The organism is Natronorubrum tibetense GA33, from assembly GCF_000383975.1.
Classification (GTDB): domain Archaea; phylum Halobacteriota; class Halobacteria; order Halobacteriales; family Natrialbaceae; genus Natronorubrum; species Natronorubrum tibetense.
The window spans coordinates 594,601-617,139 of sequence record NZ_KB913017.1; the positions used below are offsets into that span (position 1 = coordinate 594,601).

Consider the following 22,539-nt stretch of genomic DNA (forward strand, 5'->3'; position numbering starts at 1 on the left):
CGACGACGGGATCCCCAATGTGGTCCGTTGGGACCTGATCGGACCGTCAGGCCGTGAGGTGACGACGGAGCAGTATCATTATCAACAACGGAATGAAATGTAGGGATAATATGGATGCGATCGACGATCTCAGCGACGCACTTGAGACGACTCGGAACTTCCTGACGCCGGTCAGTCTGGGGCTGTGGGTCAAACTCGCGATCGTCGTCTTCTTCGTGAGTTCGCTGGGGATGGGGGGCCCAACGATCCCCGGCGGGGACGTCGGCACGTTCGCCGACGAGCCGATGTTCGAGGAAGAGACGCCTGGCGAGGTCGAGGAGTTCGAAGAAGAGTTCCCGCTCGAAGAACTCCTCTTGGTGCTACTGGTCGTTGGCGGAATCGTCCTGTTGCTCTGGCTACTGTACGCGATCATCAGCGCCGTGATGCAGTTCGTCTTCATCGAGTCGCTCCGGTCGACCGAGGTCCACGTGAGACGTTACTTCAAGACGAACCTCGGGAACGGGCTCCGATTGTTCCTGTTCAGAGTCGGCTTGCTGCTCGTCGCCGGGGTTCTCGGAACTGCGCCGGCACTGGCGATCTGGCTGCAGGGCGGGTTCGATGCCCTCTCGGGCGCTCTCGTCGCGCTGTACGCGCTGTACGGCATTGGACTGTTTCTGGTCTACTCGCTCACCCGACGGTTCACCGACGAGTTCGTCGCGCCCGTCATGTTGCTCGAGGATCGGGGCGTCCTCGGCGGCTGGCGACGATTCTGGTCGACGTTGACGGGCAACTGGACGGAGTACCTGGTCTACCTGATTCTCGTCTGGATCCTCTCGCTCGCGGTTACCATCGCCGTCTGGTTCGTGCTGGCGTTCGGGGTGCTTGCACTGCTGATCCCCTTCGCCATCGTGATCTTCCTGCTGATACTCGCCGCGGGCGAGATCGGCGCGATTCTGTCTGTGTTGGTCGGCATCGTCGCATTCCTTACTATTCTGCTGTTCGTCGCGCTCGTCTGGACGCCGATCACGACCTACTTCCAGTACTACGCGCTGTTGTTGCTCGGCGATACCAACGATGACCTCGATCTCATCCCCGAGCAGCGCGCCGCAGTTCGGTCCGACGGCGGGAAGCCAGTCGGGCGAAACGGCACGCAGGCCGGTGACGCTCGAGACGACCGCGACCGGTTGGACCGCGACGAGCGTCGAGCGACCGACGACGGGCGCGAGTGGGACGACGACTCGGATCCGTGGAGTGACGCGGACGAGACGGACGACCCGGACCCGTGGGACGACTCGAGCGAATCGGACGACCGCGACGACGACCGCGGCTGGTAACGGCCCGGAAACAATTCCAGCGGCTGATGCTTTAGCGTTCTATTTGTGAGGGTGACCGTCTCGCGAGCGAGACGAGTCGCTATGCGGGTGATATATTGGTGGACAGAAACCGCGAGTACCCCTACCCGCTGTCCACCGTCCTACCAGAGTGGTTACCGGTTGAGGCAATATGCTTTGTGGTCGCGCAGGACTGAATCGAGTGGGGTGAGACCGACCCCGACGACGCTGTCGGACCGACGGTCGACGAAGGCTGTCGGTGCGTTTATTCCATTCCTCGGCAAGTATTGCGTATGGACACCGAGCTACCCGACGAGCACCGGATGGTCCGAGAGACCGTCAGAGACTTTTGTGACGCAGAAATCGAACCGATCGCTCAGGAAATCGAGGACGAACACCGATTCCCGGCGGAGATCTTCGAGCAACTCGCCGACCTGGATATGATGGGCGTCCCGATCGACGAGGACTACGGCGGTCTCGGCGGCGACACGCTCATGTACGCGCTGGTCGCCGAGGAACTCGGTCGGGTCTCCGGCTCGATCGGCCTCTCCTACGTCGCGCACACGTCGCTCGCGTCGAAACCTATCGAGCAGTTCGGAACCGACGCCCAGAAGGAACGCTGGCTGCGCCCGCTCGCCGAGGGCGAGCATCTCGGCGGCTGGGCGTTGACCGAACCGGAGAGCGGCTCCGACGCATCGGATATGAACACCGTGGCGGAAAAGGAGGGCGACGAGTGGGTGGTAAACGGCACCAAGCAGTTCATCACCAACGCCTCCGAAGCCGGCTCGATCCTTGTCAAGGCGGTCACAGACCCCGACGCAGGCTACGACGGCATCTCGACGTTCATCGTCGATCCCCGCGAGGACGACGGCTTCGAGGTGAGCACGATCTGGGAGAAGATGGGACTGAACGCCTCGCCGACCTGTGAGATTCGCCTCGAGGACGTCCGGCTCCCCGAAGACCGCCTCCTCGGCGAGGAAGGCGAGGGCTGGAACCAGACGAAGAAGACGCTCGACGGCGGCCGGATCTCGATCGCCGCGCTCTCGACAGGGCTGGCACAGGGTGCTTACGAGCACGCGAAAACGTACAGCAAAGAGCGCGAGCAGTTCGGCCAGCCGATCTCGAAGTTCGATGCCATCCGCGACAAGGTCGTCGATATGCACCGCAAGACCGAGCGAGCGCGACTGCTCACCCGCCGGGCCGCTCGCACCTACGATAAGGGCGAGCCCGTGACCCGTGAGTCCGCGCTCGCGAAACTCGACGCCAGCGAGGCCGCCCGCGAGGTCGCCGAGGACGCCGTCCAGGTGCTCGGCGGCTACGGCTACACCACCGACTTCGCCCCCCAGCGGTTCTATCGGGACGCGAAGCTGATGGAGATCGGCGAGGGAACGAGCGAGATCCAGCATCTCGTGATCGGGCGCGAACTGGGACTGTAGCTCCGTCTCCGAAGCCGTGATCCTGACACTGCTCGGTTTCGCCCTCATTGCACTCGGCGTCGCCGGCGTACGGTACGCGCCCGCTATCGTCGCCGCCCAGCACCGACAGGGGATGGCCCCACTCGGTGACGACGACGGCACCGACCTCGAGGACGCGGACAGAGTCCGGGTCACGAAAGGGGCCGGCGTCGTGCTCGTCGTTGTGGGACTGGTCAGTGTCGCGTACGGATCCAGTCTTATCTGAGCGACGAACCGAGAATCAGTGGTGCGGCGGATGTCGAACCGGGCGGCTACTCGAGGGTACCGAGTATCCCATCGTCGTCGTCTTCACTCTCATCGTCGTCGCCACCACCGTCGCCGTTCTCACCGTCTGCATCGTCGTCGCCGTTCTCACCGTTTTCACTCTCGTCGCTTCCGTCGTCACCATCGTCGTTCGTATCGATATCCGCAGTCACACCCTCCATGAGCTCGAGGACGTTCGACTCTTCTTGCATGCGGAGATCCTGGGGGTAGACGCCGATTGTCACGAGCAGGTCGTCGTCGTCGGTCGGGACAGCCTCGCTGACGTGGAGGTCGACCGGAAGGTCGTGGCCGTCGAACGTCGCGTCGGCGTCGAACCGGGACCGGGTCGTTTCGCCATCGAGGATCGTGATCTCGCCGTCTTCGTCGTGGGAGATGTCGCCGATATCGTCGTAGTTGTCCTCGACTAACTCGATGATCTCCTGGGCGGACATATCTTCGATCGGATTGACGTTTCGCCCGGCGATACTGATCTGTGGCGTCGTAAGGACGATGAAAACGGCCGCGCGCTGGCCGTCGAGCGGCCCGATACTCACCGACTTCTCGTGTTCGGTCATGTAGTTCGTGACGGAGATCGTCTCCGTGGCGATGCTGGCGCCGACTTCCTCCTCGACGACGATGTCGTCGATGTCGGTCTGGGCGTAGCCCGTCTCGTCGCGAACGCTCGCTTCGACGCCGACCGGCGAAGACTCGTGTTCGTCCATGCCGACCAGACCGAGACAACCCGCGAGGCTCGAAAGCCCTGCGATGGAGAGTCCGCCAAGTACGGTTCGTCGTTTCATTTTCCTCCCAATCGATAGTCTGTTCATATGAGTTTGTTGGATCGAGGACTATCTGTAATGGCTGAAACAGTTGCACCAGCGGAAAGAGTTCTCGTCGGTCGAAGCGGATGGCGACGAGGCCCACGGTGACGAACTGTGGACGACGCATCCGGTCCGCCCATCATCGACGGAAGAACCCAATCACGATAGATAGCAGTGACGTCCCCGTTTGCCGTCTTGATCGTCGCCGGTGAGCCCGCGTCAGGTGTAAGACGGTAACGTATCCGATCGCGGAGAGTGCAACCGCGATGATGAGATTTCCGAGCAGTAACTGCTGGATCGCGACCCACGCCGATTCGGTGGCTGTCCCGTCGAGCGATCCAACCGACTCCGAACCGAGCAAAACGGCCCCGAGCTTGAAGCTCGCGAGATAGATCACGGGCTTTACGAACGGGTTGAGTACGGCGACGGAGGCGAATATTGCGGGTTTGCTGATCCACGACCAGATCGAAATCAGCACGAAAAACAGCCCGACACCGAGTCCGCCGGTCGGCATCGCCGTGATGAAGATGCCGACCGCGAAGCTCGCTGCAACTTGGTGCGGGGTGTGCTCCTCGCGGAACGCCGCGAGGAGTTGGCCGCGAACGCGATCACGATAGTCGGCGAGCCGTTCGCGTACCATTCGCTCTGTGGGTCGGTAGCCAGCAACCATCAAAAAGATACCGAGTCCCTTGGCCACGTGTCAGACATAGCGTAGATGACCGCGGACGAATTCGGCGTGTGGTCCGAACCCGAAGCAGGTTACGGGAACGTCCCGGCCTCTTCGAACGAGTCGGCGACTCGCTGAATCGCCACGACGTACGCGGCGATACGGGGGTTCTCGAGGTTGTACTCCTCGAGCGTCTCGACGAGGGCGTCGAAGGCGTCGACGATGATCTCCTCGAGTTCGCTGTTGACTTTCTCCTCGGTCCAGTAGAACCGCTGGCGGTTTTGCACCCACTCGAAGTAACTGACGGTCACACCACCGGCGTTGGCGAGGATGTCCGGAATGACGAAGACGTCTTTGTCCTCGAGGATCGCGTCTGCTTTGGGTGTCAACGGTCCGTTCGCGGCCTCGGAGATGACATCTGCTCGCACGTCGTCGGCGAGGTCGGCGTCGATGGCGTTCTCGAGGGCGGCCGGGATCAAGAGATCGACGTCCAGCGTCAGGACCTCGTCGTTCGTCAGTTCCTCTTCGCTCTCCCCGAAGCCGACGACGCTGCCGGTCTCGTTCTTGTGATCTCTGGCCGCGACCGGATCGAGACCGGAATCGTTGTAGACACCGCCGTTCGAGTCGCTGACCGCGACGACGGTTGCGCCCATGCGGTCGATTAGTTTTGCCGCGATCCAGCCGGCGTTGCCGTAACCCTGAACGGCGACGGTCGCCCCCTCGAGATCCTTGCCGAGGTAGTCAAATGCCTCACGAGCGGCGAGCACCGTCGAGCGGCCGGTCGCCTCGACGCGGCCCTCGCTACCGCCGCTGGCGATGTTCTTGCCCGTGATAACGCCCGGTTCGGTAGTGTTCTCTAAGGTTTCGTAGGTGTCTTTGATCCAGTTCATCTCCCGCTGGCCCGTGTTCACGTCGGGCGCTGGGATGTCGCGATCCTCGCCGATCATCGGCCGCAGTTCCGTCGCGAACGCGCGGGTGACACGCTCGAGTTCCGCCTCCGAGTACTCGTCGGGGTCGATAATGATTCCGCCCTTTCCACCGCCGTAGGGGATTCCGGCGGTTGCACACTTGTACACCATCCAGCCAGACAGCGCCTTCACCTCGTCGCGAGAGACCTGCGGGTGGTACCGAATGCCGCCCTTGTAGGGTCCGCGGTCGCCGTTGAACTGCGAGCGAAAGGCTTTGAACCGCTCGAACGAGCCGTCGTCGAGTTCGACCGTGAGATTTGTCTCGAGCACGCGCTCGGGATGTTTGAGCCGCTCGATGACATCGTCACCGACCTCGAGATGAGTTGCAGCCTCGTCGATCTGTGACTGGAGGCTTTCGAATGGATTCGCGCCCTCGGTCATATTGGCCTCTTTTTCGGACGGGAGGATAAGCGTAGCGAATATCTATCATGGTGCATAGTACCCCGTTCATCCGAGTTCCCGAAGTGCCCTTGTATATTGGTCGAGCGGTCACTTTTCGCCAGTTCCTGCCGTTCGGTCCCGAACGGGTCTTGCTCTGATAATTGGGAGTCGTCGACCTCCGAGTGAGGGAGTCCCGTGTCAGCGGTGCGTGTCACGCAACCGTCGTCGACCCGGGAGCGTTCGACGACGGACACCCCTCGTTCAGAGTGAAACGACTCGAGCGGGTGCTCGTGTGCGACCGTCGATTCGAACGCCCCGTAGTATCCGATAGGGGGAGACCCGTCGTTCAGAGTGAAACGACGACGATGCTACGGCTCGTTTCGTCGCTGTCCACCCGGAGCGTTGCGCGGTGTGACAGACGACGCTGAACGCAAAGAGGTGGCCCTTCGAACGGCGCCATCGATCCGTTCGGTCGATTCAGAACTCTTTCACTCTGAACGGGGGGAGAGACTCGAAACAGGTCTCTCGCGAAACGGATTCGGGTAACCGACACGCCGGATCGGGACCCCCACACCCAGTTCAGAGTGTAACGGGTAACGACTGTGGTGTAGTGGCTGAGATCAGTCCGCGTCGACGCTGGATCAGAGGCGATTAGACGAGACTCCTCGTGGAAAGGACATAAAAATCAAAGTGGTATATAAAAGCGTACAATTAAGAAATATCTTCCTATACCATAAAATATAATACTACTATACTAGCTAGACGGGTATCGATAGAAGAGAGAAAAAGCGAAAATCGTGCTTCTCGAGGACCAGAAGACGAAGTTACTACCCGACAGTTCTAGTAGGGCCACTCTGTACCATCGTGGATCGTCCGGTCTGTAGTCCAACGCTTCATCGCGTCTCCGTTCTGTTGGCTCCTCCCACCCACACCTACACTCCGTTTTCACTCTGAACGGGGGGTGTGGGGGTCGTGATCACGGTCGGTAGCGAGCGGCGAGGGTCCGGTTGGAATCCGAGTCGGTCTCGAGACTGGTACAGTCTGAACCCGGGGTCTAGCTACCTCGAGCGATATCGGGCGAATTGGACCGTACCAATACAGCTACCCGAGGTCTATCAGTCTGAACTACCTTCCATAGATTTATTATGTCCGTCTTCGACGACCGAGGTATGGCTGATCAGGCTGGGGATCCGCTCTTCCACTCTCACGATCCTATCTTCGATCGGAAGGAACTCCTCCACGTCGGTCACGTTCCCGACGAGGACCGTATCGTCGGTCGGGACGACGAGATCGAATCCGTCGCGGCCGAAGTCGGGGCGATCACGCGCGGTGATCCACCGAATAACGTGATGATCTACGGTAAGACCGGCACCGGAAAGAGTCTCATCTCCCGACACGTCGCGACGCGAGCACAGGACGCCGCCCGAACGAACGAAATCGACTGCGGCGTCCTCTACATCGATTGTTCCGAAGCGAACACGGAGACGCGCGCGACGCGGCAGTTGGCGCTCAGTTTGAAAGAGCAGACCGGCTATCAGGAGAACATCCCGGTCCGCGGCGTCGGAACCATGGAGTACTACCAGCACATCTGGCAGATTCTCGAAGCGTGTTTCGACGCGATCATCGTCATCTTGGACGAGATCGACAAACTGGACAATAGCAACATCCTGATGCAACTCTCGCGCGCTCGAGAGGCCCAGAAGACGGACGCCTACATCGGTGTCATCGGCATCAGTAACAAGGTCAAGTATCGGGAGACGCTCGACGAACGCATCGATAGCAGTTTCGGCCACCGCGAACTGTTCTTCCATCCCTACGACGCCTCCCAACTCAGGGAGATCATGCGCAACCGCGAGGACGCCTTCCAGCCCGACGTCTTGGAGGACGGGACGATCGAACTCTGTGCCGCACTCGCAGCCAAGAAACATGGCGACGCGCGGAAGGCGATCGAGATTCTCAAGGAGGCCGGCGAACTCGCTCGCCGAACCGGCTCGGAAACGGTCTCGGAAGACCACATCCAGCAGGCCCAGGAGGTCGCCGAAATCAACCGGATCGAAGAGCTCACGAGCGGCGCGACGGTCCACGCGAAACTCGCGCTGTACGCGCTGGCGAGTCGCATCATCACGGGCGACCGCGAGACGTACAAGACCAGAGAGGTCTACGAGCGCTACGTCGGTATCTGCGAACTGGTCGCCACCGATCCGATCACCGAGAACGGACTGTACCGACAGCTCAAGGAGCAAGCGTTCCTCGGCGTCATCGAGTCCGAGAAGACCGGCGGCGGGCGGTCGCAGGGAAGTTACCTCCTCCACCGTCTCGTTACCGACCCGAAACACATCGTGAAGGCCGTGCGGCGAGATTCTTCGCTCGAGGACCTGCCAACGTACGACGGTCTCGCCGGGACGACGACTGCCGGAACGGACCGTGACGCCGACCTTTCCTCGTTTTCCTGAGGCGGCTTCGGTCGGTTCCAATTCGACGATCCGCCCGACCCACGATCGGGCTTTCACTCTGAACGAGGGGTGGGGGACCGGAGGTGACGTCGTTCGGGGACAAGTTTTCGGCGCGCACGGATCAGCCAGCAGCCAATATGTGGATTTCAGTTAACGGCCGAGACGACGTCTCGAGCCGGCGAGTGCCGGCTCGAGTCAACTGATTCCGGGAACGATGCGAAAGACGAACAGCAGGTAGTACAGCGACACCGCGACGAGTACGAGCCCGACGACCCGGTTGATCGGCGTCCCGTATCGGGCGAGTGTCCGGGTAACGCGACGACTGTACGGTTGCGAGAGGAGTGCGAACGCCAGGAGCGGCGCGCCGATCCCCAGACCGAAGGCGAAAAAACCGAGCATGACCTCGAGGTGCGAGTCGAACGCGGGGAACGCGACCGTCGAGCGGCTGAAAAACAGCGCGATCAGTCCGGGGTTACAGGGGATGACGATCGCACCGAAAAAGAAGCCGTACCCGAACGCGGACAGTGAGGGGTACTGAGAGTGCGGCGGCTCGACGGACGGGAGCCGGGAGAACGCAGTCGGCGCGACGAGGAGCACCGCCCCGACCACGGCCAGTACCCCGAACGCGATCGGCGAAACGCGATCGACCGCGCTTGTAACGCTCGTGCCGAAAACTGCGGTCCAGAGCAGTCCGACGACCATCATGAACGTGATCACGCCCGCGACGACGAGCGCGCCGAGCACAGCGACGGGCGGGCCGCGACCGTGCTTGCCGCTACTCGCCAGATACGCGACGAAACCCGGGTAGAGCGGAATTACACACGCCGCTGTCAGGGGCGTCGCGAGCCCGAGCAGAAAGAACTCGAGCAGCGCGGCGGCCGTCGACGTCATCGTAACTCTCCCCGTCGCCACACGAACTCGATGGGAGCGAGTCGGAACTGACTCGCCGACGAACGACGGCCGTGGGAGCGATCAGCAGACATCGTCGATCACCGATTCGAGTTCGTCGGCGTCGGCGATCTTATCGAACCGGTACGTCTCGCCGCTCGGACAGACCACGACTATCGGCGAGGCGGTGCTGCTGTTCATCTCCTGGCCGAACTCCGAGACCAAGCTCCCCGACATCGCTTCCGAGGAGACGCCGAATCGCCACTCGAAGCCGTCCTCCGCGGCGTAGCTTTGCAGCTCGTCCGAACTGACGCGTGGATCGATCGTCAGATCGACGATTTCGGCGTCCACATCGGTCCTCGAGTCAAACTCGTCGAACTCGTGGTGTTGGCTGTGACAGACCGCACAGCCGATCGTGAACCGGTGTATCACGACCGGCTGCTCGAAGTCGCCGATGACGAACTCGTCGCCGGTCAACGCGTCGGTTACCGACGTGGTCAGCCAGGTGGCACTGTCGTCGACGTCGACCGCTTCGGGTTCGACGCGGGACTCGTCGTTCTCGTTGTCATCGTCATCTCCACAGCCCGCGAGTGCAGCCAGCGACCCGGTGCCGATCGAACCGAGGACCGTCCGTCGATCGAGCGCGTTGCGGCCAGTCGGAGTCATCGTTCGGGTATCGGGCGGACGGACTACAATGGTTCTGGTACGACGTTCGATTCGGGCCCGGTGCGTTCACACGGGACCGAAAACGCCGAAAAGTCCTCGTTACGGCCAGAGCCCGCGCGTCTCGTGGGCCGCGGCGACCCGCTCGAGCGCCACGATGTACGTCGCGTCGCGCCAGGTCACGTCCCGCGCCTCGTACTCCTTCCGAACGGCGTTCCAGGCCCGGAGCATCTCGGTCTCGAGTTCCTCGTTGACGCGCTCGAGCCGCCACTTTCGGCGGTTGATGTCCTGGAGCCACTCGAAGTAGCTCACCGTGACGCCGCCGGCGTTAGCGATGATGTCCGGGATAACGTGGATGCCGCGCTCCTCGAAGATTTCGTCGGCGCTCGAGGTCGTCGGTCCGTTGGCTCCCTCAACGATGATATCGGCGCTAACGTTGCGGGCGTTCTCGGCGGTCAGGACGTTCCCGATGGCGGCGGGGATGAGCACGTCGACGTCTAACTCGAGGAGTTCGTCGTTGGTCAGCGTCTCGGGTGCGTCGTAGCCGGAGACCATCCCCGGCGTCTCGTCGTGATCCTCGACGTCGTTGGTGTCGAGTCCGTCGGGATCGTAGATGGCTCCGTCGACGTCCGAAACCGCGACGACGGACGCGCCGAGGTCGTCGAGATAGCGGGCCGCGTTGGCTCCGACGCTCCCGAAGCCCTGAACGGCGACGGTCGTCTGCTTGCGATCCCACTCGTAGTAGTCTATCGCCTCACGCGTGACGATACCGACGCTTCGACCGGGTGCTTCCTCGCGGCCGTACGAACCGCCGATCACGGGCGGTTTGCCGGTAACCACGCCCGGCGTCGTCTCGCCTTCCTGCATCGAGTAGGCGTCCATGAACCAGGCCATCGTCTGCGGGCCGGTTCCCATGTCGGGTGCGGGGATGTCACGCATCGGGCCGATGACTGGACGGAGTTCTTCAGCGAAGCGACGGGTGAGCCGCTCCGTCTCGTCCGCGCTGAGGTCCTTCGGATCGACGACGACGCCGCCTTTGCCGCCGCCGAATGGAATGTCCATCACGGCGCACTTCCAGGTCATCCACATCGAGAGCCCGACGCACTCCTCTTCGCTGACATCGGGGTGGTAACGCAACCCACCTTTGTACGGTCCGCGGACGCTATCGTGGTGGGCGCGATACCCCGTGTACATCTCTCTCGAGCCGTCGTCGCGCTCGAGGGGAACCGTCACGCGATAGACGCTCGTCGGGTATCGCAGTCGTTCGACGATGCCCTCGTCGACGTCGAGGTGGTCGGCCGCCCGCTCGAGTTGTCGACGGGCCGTTTCGACGGCGCTTTCCGGTTCGTCCGATTTCTCCTGGTCCGCTGGTGTATTGGAGACGGTCATCGTACTCGAGGTCAGTCTACGTTGCGACCGCAGAAGTACGTCGGCTTGCAACGCATCCCTTCGAGGGCCGGATGCTGGCGTCGCTCCGTCGTGTCACTCGAGGCGAACCCGTCTATCGCCACCCCCGCGTTTGAAGCGGCTCCTCGTGGTCGGACCCTCCATGTCTATCGAGAGCCAAAATCCGGCGACCGGCGAGGTAGTCGACACCTTCGACGAGACATCGGCCGAAGACCGCGAGGAGCACCTCGAGCGCGCGACCGAGACCTTCGAGGAGTGGCGCGAGACGCCAGTTGAACACCGCCAGCAGCTGCTGTCGACGGCGGCCGACGTCCTTCGAGACGGTGCCGAGGAGTACGCCCAACTGATGACCGAGGAGATGGGCAAACCCATCGGGCAGGCCCGCGACGAGGTCGAGAAGTGCGCGTGGGTCTGTGAGTACTACGCGGAACACGCCGCCGAGTTCCTGGCGGACGACTTCGTCGCCGGCGAACCCGACGCTCGCACGGTCGTCGCTTACCAACCGCTGGGGCCGATCCTGGCCATCATGCCGTGGAACTTCCCGTTCTGGCAGGTGTTTCGCTTCGCCGCGCCGAACCTCGTAGCGGGCAACGTCGGTCTGTTGAAACACGCCTCGAACGTTCCCGGCTGTGCCAAAGCGATCGAGGATATTTTCCGCGAAGCCGGCTTCCCCGAGGGGGCTTTCACCTCGCTGCTCATCGGCTCCGACGAGGTCGAGGACGTGATCGGGGACGATCGAATTCAGGGCGTCACGCTCACCGGCAGCGACGGCGCGGGCCGCGCGGTCGCCGAAACCGCTGGCAGCGAACTCAAAAAGAGCGTCCTCGAACTCGGCGGCAGCGACCCGTTCGTCGTTCTCGAGGACGCACCAATGGAGAAAACGGTCGAGACGGCAGTCCAGGCCCGCCTGATTAACAACGGCCAGTCCTGTATCGCGGCAAAACGGTTCATTGTCGTCGACGACGTTTACGACGAGTTCCTCGAGCGCTTCGTCGAGGAGATGGACGCCCAGACTGTCGGCGACCCCAGCGATGAAGAGACTGACATCGGCCCACAGGCTCGCGAAGACCTCATGGAGGTACTCCACGGACAAGTCGAGGAAACGCTCGAGAAAGGCGGCGAGTGCCGACTCGGCGGCGAACCGATGGACCGCGACGGCGCGTTCTACCCGCCGACGGTACTGACGGACGTTCCCGATGAGGCGCCGGCGGACGACGAAGAGCTGTTCGGTCCCGTCGCGTCGGTCTTTCGCGTGCCCGACGAAGAGGCCGCGATCGAGAAAGCCAACGCCACCCGGTTCGGTCTCGGCGCGAGCGTCTGGACGGACGACCTCGAGCGCGGCGAACGAGTCGCTCGTCGGTTCGAGTCGGGTGCCGCGTTCGTCAACGAACTCGTCAAGTCCGATCCGCGACTGCCCTTCGGCGGCGTGAAGGACTCGGGCTACGGCCGCGAACTCGCCCGCGACGGCATTCGGGAGTTCGTGAACGCGAAGACGATCTGGGTGCAACACGACGCCGGCGAGGAGACTGGGATGGTCGAGTGAGCGGTCCTCCCAAACTCGAGCGAAACCGTCGAGAGGCGACACCGTGACGGCCGTCTAACGGGAGCGTTGGTGGTACCTACCGGGATCGATTCCGGTACAGGCCATCGTCGCGAGAAACGTCCTGGCGAAAAACAACAGCGTGAGGACCTGATCGCGATTCGTGAGCGGAGACGACTCTCCGTCTCGAGCGTCGTCGTCGACGCGCTCGTCGCTTGTCGAATCGTCACGTTCGGTGTTGTTCTCGCCGCCTTCCCCGCCCTCGTCGCCGTCTTCCCCCTTCTCGTCGTCCTCAGCCTCACTTTCGTCGTCATCCGCCTCGCTTTCGCCGTCGGAATCGGGCAGTTCGCCCTCGTCCGACGCGTCGTCGTTTCGGCCGTCATCGGACAACTGAACGTCCCGCGTCGTCACCTGGCTCTCCCGGACGGTGACGCTCGAGCGTCGCGTGTTGTAGCCGTCCGCGCTGGTCTCGAGCGAGTAGCTCCCAGGATCGATCTCGAAGGCGTAGCTGCCGTTCTCGCCGGTCGTCGCCTCGCGGTCGGTGTCGGCGACCCGACCCGTCGCCCCCTCCACCGGCTCGTCGTCGGGGTTCGTCACGGTTCCCTCGAGTTCCGTCGGCTCGGCGGTGAGCGTCACGTCGGTCCGCGTCCAGCTTCCGTTCGAGAGGCTCTCGGTCCACGTCTTCGGTTCGTGTCCGTCCGCGTCGACGGTGACCTCGTACTCGCCCGCCTCGAGTTCGAGACTGTAGAAGCCGTCGGCGTTTGTCCTCTCCGTCTGGCTCGAACCGTTGACAGTGACGTCTGCGGCGAAGATCGTCTCCCCGTCTTCGACAGTGACGGTGCCGCTGAGCCGAGCGGTGTCGCTATCGATCGCCGCGCTCGAGACACCAACGTCGACGGTACCGACCGATAGGAGAACGACGAATCCGACAGCAGCGGCTGTCGCGACGGCTGTGACGACGTTCGTATCGACCCCACTCATTCGGAGCCGACCAACTCGAGCGGTGATTCCGCCGCTCGAGACTACAGCGTATCGGACGACTCACCGCTCGATACGTGACTTATCGCTCGAGTGACGCCGAACGTGCTCCGCTCGAGTAGCGACGGCCGTGGCCCACCTCGAGCGAGCACCACGCTTTTATCGGCGCTGTGCGACTCCGAACCTATGACCGGACTGTACTACGAGGAGTTCACCGTGGGTGAGACGATCGAGCACGAGCGCCGGCGGACGATCTCCGAGAGCGACAATCAGCGCTTCTGCGATATGACGATGAACCAGCAGCCGCTGCACTTGGACGCCGAGTTCGCGGGCGAAACCCAGTTCGACGAGCGGCTGGTCAACGGCCTCTACACGATGTCGCTGGCCGTCGGCATCTCGATTCCGGAAACGACCGACGGAACGATCGTCGCGAACCTCTCCTACGACGACGTCGAGCATCCGAACCCCGTCTTTCACGGCGACACGATCCGCGTCCAGTCGACGGTGACGGACAAACGCGAGACCAGCGACGGCGAGCGCGGGATCGTCACCATGCGCGTGGAGGTACACAACCAGGACGACGACCTCGTCTGCGAGTTCGAACGCACCGTCCTCTCGTTGAAACGCGAGCACGCGGAGGCGTGACCGATGGGGAACTCACAAGTCGCTTCCGACATCGACGACGGCGACCACGGTCTCGAGTGGCTCTCGCTGGACGACGACGAATCCGTCCTCTGGTCCGGCGGCCCGGACCGGCGAACGATCACGCCGACAGCGGCGCTGCTCGCCCTCCCGATCCTCGGACTGTTGGCCGTCCCGTTCAACGCGGCCGCCGGACTGGCGCTCGCGGCCGTGCTGGCGCTGGTCGTCGTCCCGCTCGTCGCCTGGTCCGTCCTCTGGATTCGTCGGACGGACTACGTCGTGACCACCAGCGCCCTCTACGCGAAACGGGGTATCCTCTCGCGAGACGTCAAACGGATCGACTTCGAGAAGGTCCAGAACACGTCCTACAGCCAGACTGCCATCGGAACGCATGTCGGCTACGGCACGGTGGAAGTCAGCTCCGCCGGCGGCTCCGGCGTCGAGATGAGTTTTCGATCTATTCCGAATCCGAGAGAGATCCAGCAACTGATCAGCAGTCGCGTCTCGCCGGGTCGTTCATCGGGCGGTCGAGGGAACGCCGGCTCCGACGCAGACGTCGAGTCGGACGACGTACTCGAGGAGATCCTCGTCGAACTGCGAGCGATTCGGACGGCGCTCGAGGACGGTGAGAGCACCCGGACACAACCATCCGAGTCGGAGCCGACCGACGCCGAAACCGAGAGTGTCACGCTCGAGCACGATTCAGCCGACCCACAGCCTTAGTCCTGCAGCACGATCGCTCGGGGGTTTTGGGACCCCCCGTCGGTCACCCTCCTCAGATCGTCGTCGAGATCATGTAGAGGTTGATGCAGACGGCGGCGGTCCAGGGAATTGCGAGTCCCGCGGGAACGATCGCTCGGTAGGCCTTCGGCAGCATCGGTCGACAGACCAGTCCGATCCCGATCGCGAGCCCTTTGAGCGCGAGCATGCCGAGCAGTCCGTAGCCGTCGATCGCGCTTCGTGCGACCGGGTTCGACTCCGCAAGCCCCAGGTGGAGCCCGACGAACGTCGTCACGATGTCCCCGACGAGCGAGACACCGACGAGGACCCAGAAGAATCGCTCGAGGGCAGCCGGCGAGACGTCGACCGGGAGTTGGTGGTGCAGGTGTGCGGCGTCGGAACTCATACTCTCCCCGCCGGAGTCGAACCGGGCGTCGACGCGTCGACCGTCGGGAGCGTGCCGTTCGCACGCCATGCTTCCACCAAATGGGGTATTGTTATGCCAGGCGTAGGCCGAACCGGTCCGACGTTTTCGGTCAGTAACGACTCTCAAACACCGCGATAACGGTCTCGAACGGTCCGCGATAGTGAACCGACGTGACCTGAAATCGCCTCGAGGTCACGTGACTCGCCAGCGACGTAATCGGGAGACGGGACGGGATAGGCAGCCGGAAAACGGAGAGACTGAGACGCGGATAGCAGGCAGATCGTGCGAGAAATAGCACGCTACCGGCGGACGGTCCTCGTTCTCAGAGCACGGTTCCGTGTTTCTTGTCCGGCAGCGACTTCTCGACGTCCTCGTAGAACGCAAAGCGGGCGGCGAGTTCCGCGCGCAACTCGCTGGGGGGAACGATCTCGTCGATGACGACCTCGCTGGCCATCCGGTGGACGTCGATATCCTCGCGGTACTCCTCGCGGAGTTCCCGCTCCATGCGTTCGCGCTCCTCGGGGTCGTCGATCTCGGAGAGTTTGCGCGCGTAGACCGCGTTGATCGCCGCCTCGGGGCCCATGATGGCGATCTCACCCGAGGGGAGCCCGATGACGCTCTCGGGATCGTAGGCTGGCCCGCCCATCGCGTAGATGCCCGCGCCGTAGGCTTTCCGGACGACGACGGTCTGTTTCGGCACCGTCGCCGACGACGTCGCGTAGATCATCTTCTTGCCCTGCTCTAAGATGCCCTCCTTCTCGACCTGCGAGCCGGCCATGAAGCCGGGCGTGTCACAGAGGTAGAGTAAGGGGATGTTGAACGCGTCGGACTTCCAGACGAACTCCGCGGCCTTCTCGGCAGCGTCGGGGAAGATCGCTCCGGCCCGGTGGGCGGGCTGGTTTGCGACAATTCCCACGGGACGGCCGTCGATTCGGGCGTACGCCGTAATGATCTCCGGCCCGTAATCGGGCCGTAACTCGAAGTAGGAGCCCGAATCGACGATGCGATCGATGACGTCAGTCATGTCGTAGCCCTTGTTCGGCGACTGTGGGACGACGGCGTCGATCCCCTCCGGCGACCGCGCCGGCGCGGTTGGTTCCTGCTGGGGCGGCTTCTCGTCCGAGTTGTCCGGCAGGTAGGTGATCAGTTGGGCGACGAGCTCCCGAGCGTGTTCCTCGTCCTCCGCGATCAGGTCCGCGGAGCCGGACTCTCGAGCGTGGACCTGCGGGCCGCCGAGCTCCTCGAGATCGATCTCCTCGCCGGTGACCATCTGCACCATCCGCGGGCTCGCGATCGCCATCGCGGACATTCCCTCGACCATGATCGTGAAGTCGGCGAAGACGGGCGTGTACGCGGCCCCGGCGATACACGGGCCGTAGAGCACGCAGACCTGCGGTACCCGTCCGGAGAGCATTGAGTGGTTGTAGTAGTACTTCCCGATCCCCTCGCGGTTCGCGAAAAAGCCAGTCTGCTGGTCGATCCGGCCGCCGGAGGAGTCCATCAGATAGAACACCGGTCGGCCGGTTTTCAGCGCGCGCTGTTGCATCCGCAGGAACTTCTCGACGCCCTTCTTGGCCATGCTCCCGCGCTTGACGGTGTAGTCGTTGGCCATGAAGTGGACGTCGCGGCCCTCGAAGGTCGCGCCGCCGGTGATGAGGCCGTCGGCCGGCAGTCGGTCGTCGGTCTCCTCGCCGGCCCCGTCGGGATGCCAGTCGTCGAACGCCGCGAACCTGCCGTCCTCGAACTGAAACGCGCTGTTCTCGCCGTCGAACCAGAGCGCGAGGCGGTCCCGAACGAACAGCTTGTCCGTCTCCTCGAGTTGGTCGCGGTACTTTTCGGGGCCGCCCTCGAGAATGTCCTCGATCTCCGCCCGAAGCCGTCGCTCTCGGTCCGTCGGCTCGAGGTCGTCCGCTTGGTCGCTCTCGGTGGAGTCGCGCTGCGGAGCGTCGGCGTTCGAAGCGGAATCGGCCTCCCGTTCCGTCGACGGCTCCGATTCGGACGAGCCGTCGTGGCTCGCTAGCGGCTCGTCGTCGTCGCCGACGTACACCTCGACCGATTCGCCGACGTGTTCAGCCAGTGCGGCGGCGATAGCCGACGCTTCGTCGTCAGATGCGCCTGCCGCGATGCGGACGTGCATGATCGATGATGTGTGGGGAGACCAAAAACCGTTTTCGCTCCTCGGGCCGACGATCGACGGGGAGTCGGCCCGACTGACGGCGACTCACGGTCTGTCTTGTCGGCCGGAACCGACCGAGCACGCCGTTCGCTACCTATCGACCGCAGAAACCGTCCGCCCTGCTCGAACGGACGGACGTCGCTGAGTGCCGAGACGATCCGGGACGGCAAAACACTCTCAACGGGGCGGCAGAGAGGAGAAAAACGGTTCGCGTCCGACCGACCGCCACTGATCGTTCGGAGTTCGCCACGAGGGATGAGGAGGATCACGTGTCGTGGACGCGAACCGATCGGGAGTGAGTCGTACCGTCGGGCACCTGGTGCCCGCCAGTAGCTGCCTTCGTGGTCACCAGCACGAAGACAGTTACTGCTGGATGGGGAGCTGACACGAACGCTTGCGTTCAGTCGTACAGATTTTATAATGGGTTGGGTTTGTGATCGCCTACGAACGTTTCGGCGCGTCAGTGTTGACACGTTGGGGCCCGCAAAACGGACGGTACAAAACGAGTAGCAGGTGCAGGCACAACCGATATCGCCGATTTCATCGTTACATTCGACTGTCATCGACCCTCCCGTGTACGTGAACATTAGCTTTGGCGTCGTGAACTGAACGGACACTGCAGAGACCAGAATCGCGGTATGGAAGGCACACACACTGAGCATCTCGTCCACCGGATCGCGACGATCCGCGATCGGATCGAGACCGGCATGGATCGTCGCGAGTTTCTTCGGACTCTCGTTACCGGCGGCTACGCACTCGGCGTCGCCGGGGCGCTCGGCGTCGACGACTTCCTCGCGGCCGACGATGGTGAGGTCCCGATCGTCACGGCACACGTCCGAGCCGACCCCGACGACCCGTGGTCGCTCGAGGAACGAACGCGATACGTCCCCGCCGAGTGGTACGCAGCCGTCACGAAAGCCCTCGAGTTGAACGAGTTGCTCGCACGAACGGCGTTTACCGGCTATCTCGGGAGCGCGGTCGTTCCCGGCTCTTACGACAGCGGGACGGCCACCGTCTCCGTCGGTATCTCGAGCGATCCGACCTCCCTCAGAGAATCGCTCGACGGGCTCTTGGACGGGATCTCGCTCGATATCGAGACGATCGGCGAGATCGAAGACATCGAGCAGGGACCGCAAGATATCGAGCCGCGGGTCGTCGGCTCCCTCACGGGCAACGACGTTCCGAGCGGGGTCGCCTGCGAGACGGCGGACAGCATCGCGACGCTCGGACCCGTAATGTATGACCCCAGCAGCGAATCGGAGTTCTTCGTAACGGCCGAACACGCGTTCGACGGCGGTGCCGATACGAATGGCGATCACCTCAGTCTCCCGATCGAGGAGAGCGATTCGATCGAACTCGGTCCCGTCTCACACGCTCATCCAGCGGAGGACGTCGCCGCGATCACGCCCGAGGGACGGGTCCAGCCCTCGAACGCGATCGACACACCGTCGCCGTCACGCGTCCGTGGCCAACTTACTCGACTTGGACTCGCGGACCTCATCGCGCGCGACGAACAGCTCGAGAAGGTCGGCGCGGTAACCGGACACACGACGGGGAGGATTCAGGGGATCGACGCGGTCACCTGCTTCACCGACAACTTCTGTCGGCACGGCCAGATCCGCTGGGGCGGCGAGATGGATCTGACCGACGGCGACAGCGGCTCGGTGAGCTACTACGCCGACCCCATCGGCGACGAGGAGGACGTCCTCATCGCGGGCTTCAACAACGCTCGAACCTGGTGGCCGGGACAGAGCTACGTCTGGGGCGTCGGCGCCTACAGACTCACCGAGATGTACGGTTATCACTTCTAACTACCCCGAACTGTACCGATAGGCCTCCACACTCACCACCTCTCAACCCATGGCAACAGATACACACACCGGCTCCGACCGTTCCGACCAGACCGGGATCGTGAGATCCATCGCCCGACTCGTCGGCGACCTGCTCATCGTCACCTGCTGGGTCGTGTTTTTGACGCTGGTCTTTCTCGGGACCGCGTGGCCCCAGTGGGCGTTTTACCTGCTGTTGCTACTCGGCGTCGGGCTCTACGTGTCCCTAACGGCGACGTGGACTGGATCCAGCGGCTAGGAACCACAGGAGCCGAGAACCGGACGGCCGACGCAACCAAAAAACGGACTACGGGATCGTTGATTAAGCGATTCGATTCTCGACCCGATCTTCGAGCCGCTCGACCAACTCGCTGTTACCGACGTGGACCGGCGTTCGATCGTGGAGGTCATCGGGGTCGACGGAGAGCAGTGACTGATTGCCGTCCGAAGAGCGACCGCCCGCCCGTTCGACGATGTAGCCGATGGGGTTGCCCTCGAACTGGAGGCGGAGTTTCCCCTCGGGGCGGGACTCGAGACCGGGGTAGCCGAAGATCCCGCCGTAGGTGAGCACCTGATTGACGTCGCCGATCATCGCGCCGCCATACCGGAGCTTGAGCTCCTGTTCGATCTCGCGGGCGTACTCCTGAAAATCGTCGGGCCAGTCGGGGACGCGCCCGCCGAAGCCGTAGACGACCGGCTCGTCGGGGAGCCGAACGTCTCGGTCGACGACGGTCCGTTCGCCGCCGGTCAGTTCGTACTCCGTGACGGACTCCTCGGTCGCGAGCACCATCGTCGTGATCGGGCCATACAGGATGTATCCGGCGGCGACGAGCGTCTCGCCTCGAGCGGGGAGCGCGGCGTCGTAAACGCCGAAGATGGTCCCCATGGCGTTGTTCGACTTGAGATTCGAGGAGCCGTCCAGCGGATCGACGGCGACGGCGTAGACGTCCTCCATCGCCGGATCGCCGCCGCAGTCTTCGACCTCGGCTCGCTCCTCGCTTGCGTACTGTCCGACGCCGTCGATACCGGCGAGCCGGTCGCCGAGCAGTTCGTCCGCCCAGATGTCGGCTTCGACCTGCGTCTCGCCGCTAGGATTCTCCTCGTCGACGGTGCCGCGACGCCCGATGAGCCCCTGTCTGATCTCGGTCGCCGAGCGGCTGATCGTCGCGATCACGCTCTCGACAACTGGATCGGACACCGTCATCCTATTCCGTAGCCTCGAGTGCGGCGTCGGCCGTCTCCTCCTCGTAGATGACTCGCTCGAGGGCGTCCAGGATCTGCGTCGGGTTCTCTCGCTGCCAGACGTTGCGGCCGACGGCGAGACCCTTACAGCCCGCCTGGACGGCGGCTTCGACGGTCGAGAGGAACTCGTAGTCGGAGGTCTTCGAGCCGCCGCTCATGACGACTTTCATGTCGCCGGCGGCCTTGCAGGCGTGTTCCATGGCTTCGGAGCTGCCGGGGTACTTGACTTTCGCGATGTCTGCACCGAGCTCGAGGCCGAGTCGGGTCGCATAGGAGATCGTGCTCGGCTTCGTGTCGTTTTTCAGCCCCTGTCCGCGCGGGTACGACCACATGACGACCGGCAGGTCGTGCTCGCGGGCGTCCTCCTGTACGTCGCGGAACTCTTCGGCCATCTCGACCTCGTGGTTTGAGCCGCCGTAGAGGGTGAAGCCGATGGCGTCGGCACCGATCTCAGCTGCGTAATCGACCGAGCAGTTGACCGCCGAGTCGTACTCGCCCATCCAGAGGTTCGAGGTTCCGTTGACCTTCAGCAGGAGGTTCACGTCGTCCTCGTAGCTCGGATAGTAGCCCTCGGCGACGCCCTTCTGGACGGCCATGCAGGTGACCGCGTCGTGCGTCGCCGTCTCGAACACCGTCGACGGGTCGAGCTTTTCGGGCACGTCCTCGAAGTCGACAGGACCGTGCTCTAATCCGTGGTCCATCGCCAAAATCAGTGACTTACCGTCGCGGACGATCGGTGAATCGTCGATCGGAATCATCTGTAAGAGGATCCAACAGGCCGCTATAAATCTCTGATGGTCCGGATTATCGAAATTACGTACTATCGTAGTTATCTTCGGCGGAATCCCGCCCGATTCCACCGCAGTTATTGCAGTTTACCGAGTCACTCGTTGTCACCCGACCAGTTCTCGGGCGTTGTGTCGCCACGTTCGAACGTGGATCACGTTCAGTTCGAGCACGCGAGCGACCTCGAACGCGCTGATCGTCGCCAGTCGCTCCGCCGAACGGACCCCGGCTTCGGCCAACTCGTCGGCGTCGTCGGGACCGACGCCGGCTACCGCCGTCACGGGCGTCGGTTTCGGCCACGGCCGCTCCGACGGACGCTGCCGCCCGATCGACGACTCGGTCGCGTGCTCGTACTCGAAGGCTTGCCAGTCCTCGTCTCCGCTCACGGCGATCCACTCGCGCTCGGCCGCTCCGAGCCCGCGGACTTCGCTCGAGCGACGCTCGAGGTCACCGTCGCCCTCGAACGACCACGGGAGCGAGAAGCGGCGGCGCAGCGCGTCCGCGATCGGTTCGTCGACGCCCGCGTCGAGCAGCATCTGATAGGAGCACTCCTTGCTCGCAACGGCGTCGGGGTCGACGTCGGCCGCCTCGAGGGCATCCCGTTCGTCGGGTTCGATCCGGGGGTCGACGCCATCCGGGGCAGATCCCATGCCGAACACCAGTTCGGTTGCAGAGACCGTCTCTCCGTCTCGATCGACGGTCCCCTTCCGCTGGGGGTCAGCGTCTCGGTCGGTTGGCGTGTTCAGCTTCCGGACAGCGTCTGTGGAGCCCACGTCGGACTCTCGGTCGCCGCGTCCGTCGGCGTCTGGATCGCTGTGTACGATTTCTTTGCTCACGCGATTCACCGGTTGTCCGTAGCTCACACTCTCTCGTAATGAAAGTTTTCCCCGTTTCCGACGAGGAGAAAACGTCAGACGGGAGTC

Annotated in this window: 21 protein-coding genes; 9 read left to right on the plus strand and 12 right to left on the minus strand. The window is 63.2% G+C overall.

The features are described from left to right. Positions 1-110 precede the first annotated feature (110 nt). The 3 genes from NATTI_RS0103145 (at position 111) to NATTI_RS0103155 (ending at position 2,990) form a co-directional block, all read left to right on the plus strand. Positions 111-1,313, plus strand: a complete 1,203-nt coding sequence (locus tag NATTI_RS0103145) for a DUF7544 domain-containing protein (RefSeq protein ID WP_006092305.1) — start codon at positions 111-113, stop codon at positions 1,311-1,313. Positions 1,314-1,603: 290 nt separating this feature from the next. Then, entirely contained in the window at positions 1,604-2,746 is a 1,143-nt protein-coding gene (locus NATTI_RS0103150; protein ID WP_006092307.1) for an acyl-CoA dehydrogenase family protein, read from the plus strand. Between the two features lie 16 nt (positions 2,747-2,762). Beyond that, a complete protein-coding gene (locus NATTI_RS0103155; protein ID WP_006092309.1) occupies positions 2,763-2,990 on the plus strand; it encodes a hypothetical protein in 228 nt (75 codons plus the stop codon). A gap of 46 nt (positions 2,991-3,036) precedes the next feature. Here the strand turns inward: NATTI_RS0103155 and NATTI_RS0103160 are convergent, their stop codons facing one another. The 3 genes from NATTI_RS0103160 to NATTI_RS0103170 all read right to left on the minus strand — a co-directional run bounded on the left by NATTI_RS0103160 (position 3,037) and on the right by NATTI_RS0103170 (position 5,865). Beyond that, positions 3,037-3,828, minus strand: a complete 792-nt coding sequence (locus NATTI_RS0103160; protein WP_019991602.1) for a DUF6517 family protein — start codon at positions 3,826-3,828, stop codon at positions 3,037-3,039. A 160-nt stretch (positions 3,829-3,988) separates the two neighbouring features. After that, entirely contained in the window at positions 3,989-4,489 is a 501-nt protein-coding gene (locus NATTI_RS0103165) for a DUF2062 domain-containing protein (RefSeq protein ID WP_006092321.1), read from the minus strand. A gap of 119 nt (positions 4,490-4,608) precedes the next feature. Then, positions 4,609-5,865 (minus strand): Glu/Leu/Phe/Val family dehydrogenase, encoded by a 1,257-nt coding sequence (locus NATTI_RS0103170; RefSeq protein ID WP_006092323.1) that lies wholly within the window; start codon positions 5,863-5,865, stop codon positions 4,609-4,611. 1,169 nt (positions 5,866-7,034) lie between these two features. Here NATTI_RS0103170 and NATTI_RS0103175 point away from each other — a divergent pair. Beyond that, on the plus strand, positions 7,035-8,318 hold the full coding sequence (locus NATTI_RS0103175; RefSeq protein ID WP_019991603.1) for a Cdc6/Cdc18 family protein: 1,284 nt from the start codon (positions 7,035-7,037) through the stop codon (positions 8,316-8,318). 195 nt (positions 8,319-8,513) lie between these two features. On the opposite strand, the gene NATTI_RS0103180 is transcribed toward NATTI_RS0103175, so the two are convergent. The 3 genes from NATTI_RS0103180 to gdhB form a co-directional block, all read right to left on the minus strand. After that, complete coding sequence (locus tag NATTI_RS0103180; RefSeq protein WP_006092326.1) at positions 8,514-9,209, minus strand: hypothetical protein; 696 nt, start codon at positions 9,207-9,209, stop codon at positions 8,514-8,516. An 81-nt stretch (positions 9,210-9,290) separates the two neighbouring features. Beyond that, positions 9,291-9,872, minus strand: a complete 582-nt coding sequence (locus NATTI_RS0103185; protein ID WP_006092327.1) for a hypothetical protein — start codon at positions 9,870-9,872, stop codon at positions 9,291-9,293. Between the two features lie 99 nt (positions 9,873-9,971). Further along, positions 9,972-11,258 (minus strand): glutamate dehydrogenase GdhB, encoded by a 1,287-nt coding sequence (gene gdhB / locus NATTI_RS0103190; protein WP_006092329.1) that lies wholly within the window; start codon positions 11,256-11,258, stop codon positions 9,972-9,974. Positions 11,259-11,418: 160 nt separating this feature from the next. Between gdhB and NATTI_RS0103195 the strand changes: the two genes are divergently transcribed. Then, complete coding sequence (locus tag NATTI_RS0103195) at positions 11,419-12,819, plus strand: NAD-dependent succinate-semialdehyde dehydrogenase (RefSeq protein ID WP_006092331.1); 1,401 nt, start codon at positions 11,419-11,421, stop codon at positions 12,817-12,819. A 54-nt stretch (positions 12,820-12,873) separates the two neighbouring features. Here NATTI_RS0103195 and NATTI_RS0103200 read toward each other — a convergent pair whose 3' ends face one another. Continuing rightward, positions 12,874-13,797 (minus strand): carboxypeptidase-like regulatory domain-containing protein, encoded by a 924-nt coding sequence (locus NATTI_RS0103200; RefSeq protein ID WP_006092334.1) that lies wholly within the window; start codon positions 13,795-13,797, stop codon positions 12,874-12,876. A gap of 183 nt (positions 13,798-13,980) precedes the next feature. On the opposite strand from NATTI_RS0103200, the gene NATTI_RS0103205 reads away from it, so the two are divergent. Together NATTI_RS0103205 and NATTI_RS0103210 are read left to right on the plus strand one after the other, a co-directional pair. Further along, on the plus strand, positions 13,981-14,439 hold the full coding sequence (locus NATTI_RS0103205) for a MaoC family dehydratase (protein WP_006092336.1): 459 nt from the start codon (positions 13,981-13,983) through the stop codon (positions 14,437-14,439). A gap of 3 nt (positions 14,440-14,442) precedes the next feature. Next, positions 14,443-15,159 carry a PH domain-containing protein gene (locus NATTI_RS0103210; RefSeq protein ID WP_006092337.1) on the plus strand — a complete coding sequence of 239 codons (717 nt, stop codon included), beginning with the start codon at positions 14,443-14,445 and terminating at the stop codon, positions 15,157-15,159. Between the two features lie 52 nt (positions 15,160-15,211). On the opposite strand, the gene NATTI_RS0103215 is transcribed toward NATTI_RS0103210, so the two are convergent. Both NATTI_RS0103215 and NATTI_RS0103220 read right to left on the minus strand, forming a co-directional pair. Further along, entirely contained in the window at positions 15,212-15,562 is a 351-nt protein-coding gene (locus NATTI_RS0103215) for a DUF5658 family protein (protein WP_027119046.1), read from the minus strand. A gap of 343 nt (positions 15,563-15,905) precedes the next feature. After that, the gene (locus tag NATTI_RS0103220; RefSeq protein WP_006092340.1) at positions 15,906-17,720 is read right to left on the minus strand and encodes an acyl-CoA carboxylase subunit beta; all 1,815 of its coding nucleotides are present in this window, start codon (positions 17,718-17,720) and stop codon (positions 15,906-15,908) included. 677 nt (positions 17,721-18,397) lie between these two features. Here NATTI_RS0103220 and NATTI_RS0103230 point away from each other — a divergent pair. Then, positions 18,398-19,570, plus strand: coding sequence for a hypothetical protein (locus NATTI_RS0103230; protein WP_006092344.1), 1,173 nt, complete (start codon positions 18,398-18,400; stop codon positions 19,568-19,570). Positions 19,571-19,619: 49 nt separating this feature from the next. After that, the gene (locus NATTI_RS0103235; RefSeq protein ID WP_006092345.1) at positions 19,620-19,847 is read left to right on the plus strand and encodes a hypothetical protein; all 228 of its coding nucleotides are present in this window, start codon (positions 19,620-19,622) and stop codon (positions 19,845-19,847) included. 63 nt (positions 19,848-19,910) lie between these two features. On the opposite strand, the gene NATTI_RS0103240 is transcribed toward NATTI_RS0103235, so the two are convergent. From NATTI_RS0103240 to NATTI_RS0103250, 3 genes are all read right to left on the minus strand, one after another. Beyond that, the gene (locus NATTI_RS0103240; RefSeq protein WP_006092347.1) at positions 19,911-20,792 is read right to left on the minus strand and encodes a class 1 fructose-bisphosphatase; all 882 of its coding nucleotides are present in this window, start codon (positions 20,790-20,792) and stop codon (positions 19,911-19,913) included. Position 20,793: 1 nt separating this feature from the next. Further along, complete coding sequence (locus tag NATTI_RS0103245) at positions 20,794-21,588, minus strand: class I fructose-bisphosphate aldolase (protein WP_006092349.1); 795 nt, start codon at positions 21,586-21,588, stop codon at positions 20,794-20,796. A gap of 135 nt (positions 21,589-21,723) precedes the next feature. Further along, the gene (locus NATTI_RS0103250; RefSeq protein ID WP_241434413.1) at positions 21,724-22,452 is read right to left on the minus strand and encodes a DUF7409 domain-containing protein; all 729 of its coding nucleotides are present in this window, start codon (positions 22,450-22,452) and stop codon (positions 21,724-21,726) included. Between the last annotated feature and the right edge of the window lie 87 nt (positions 22,453-22,539).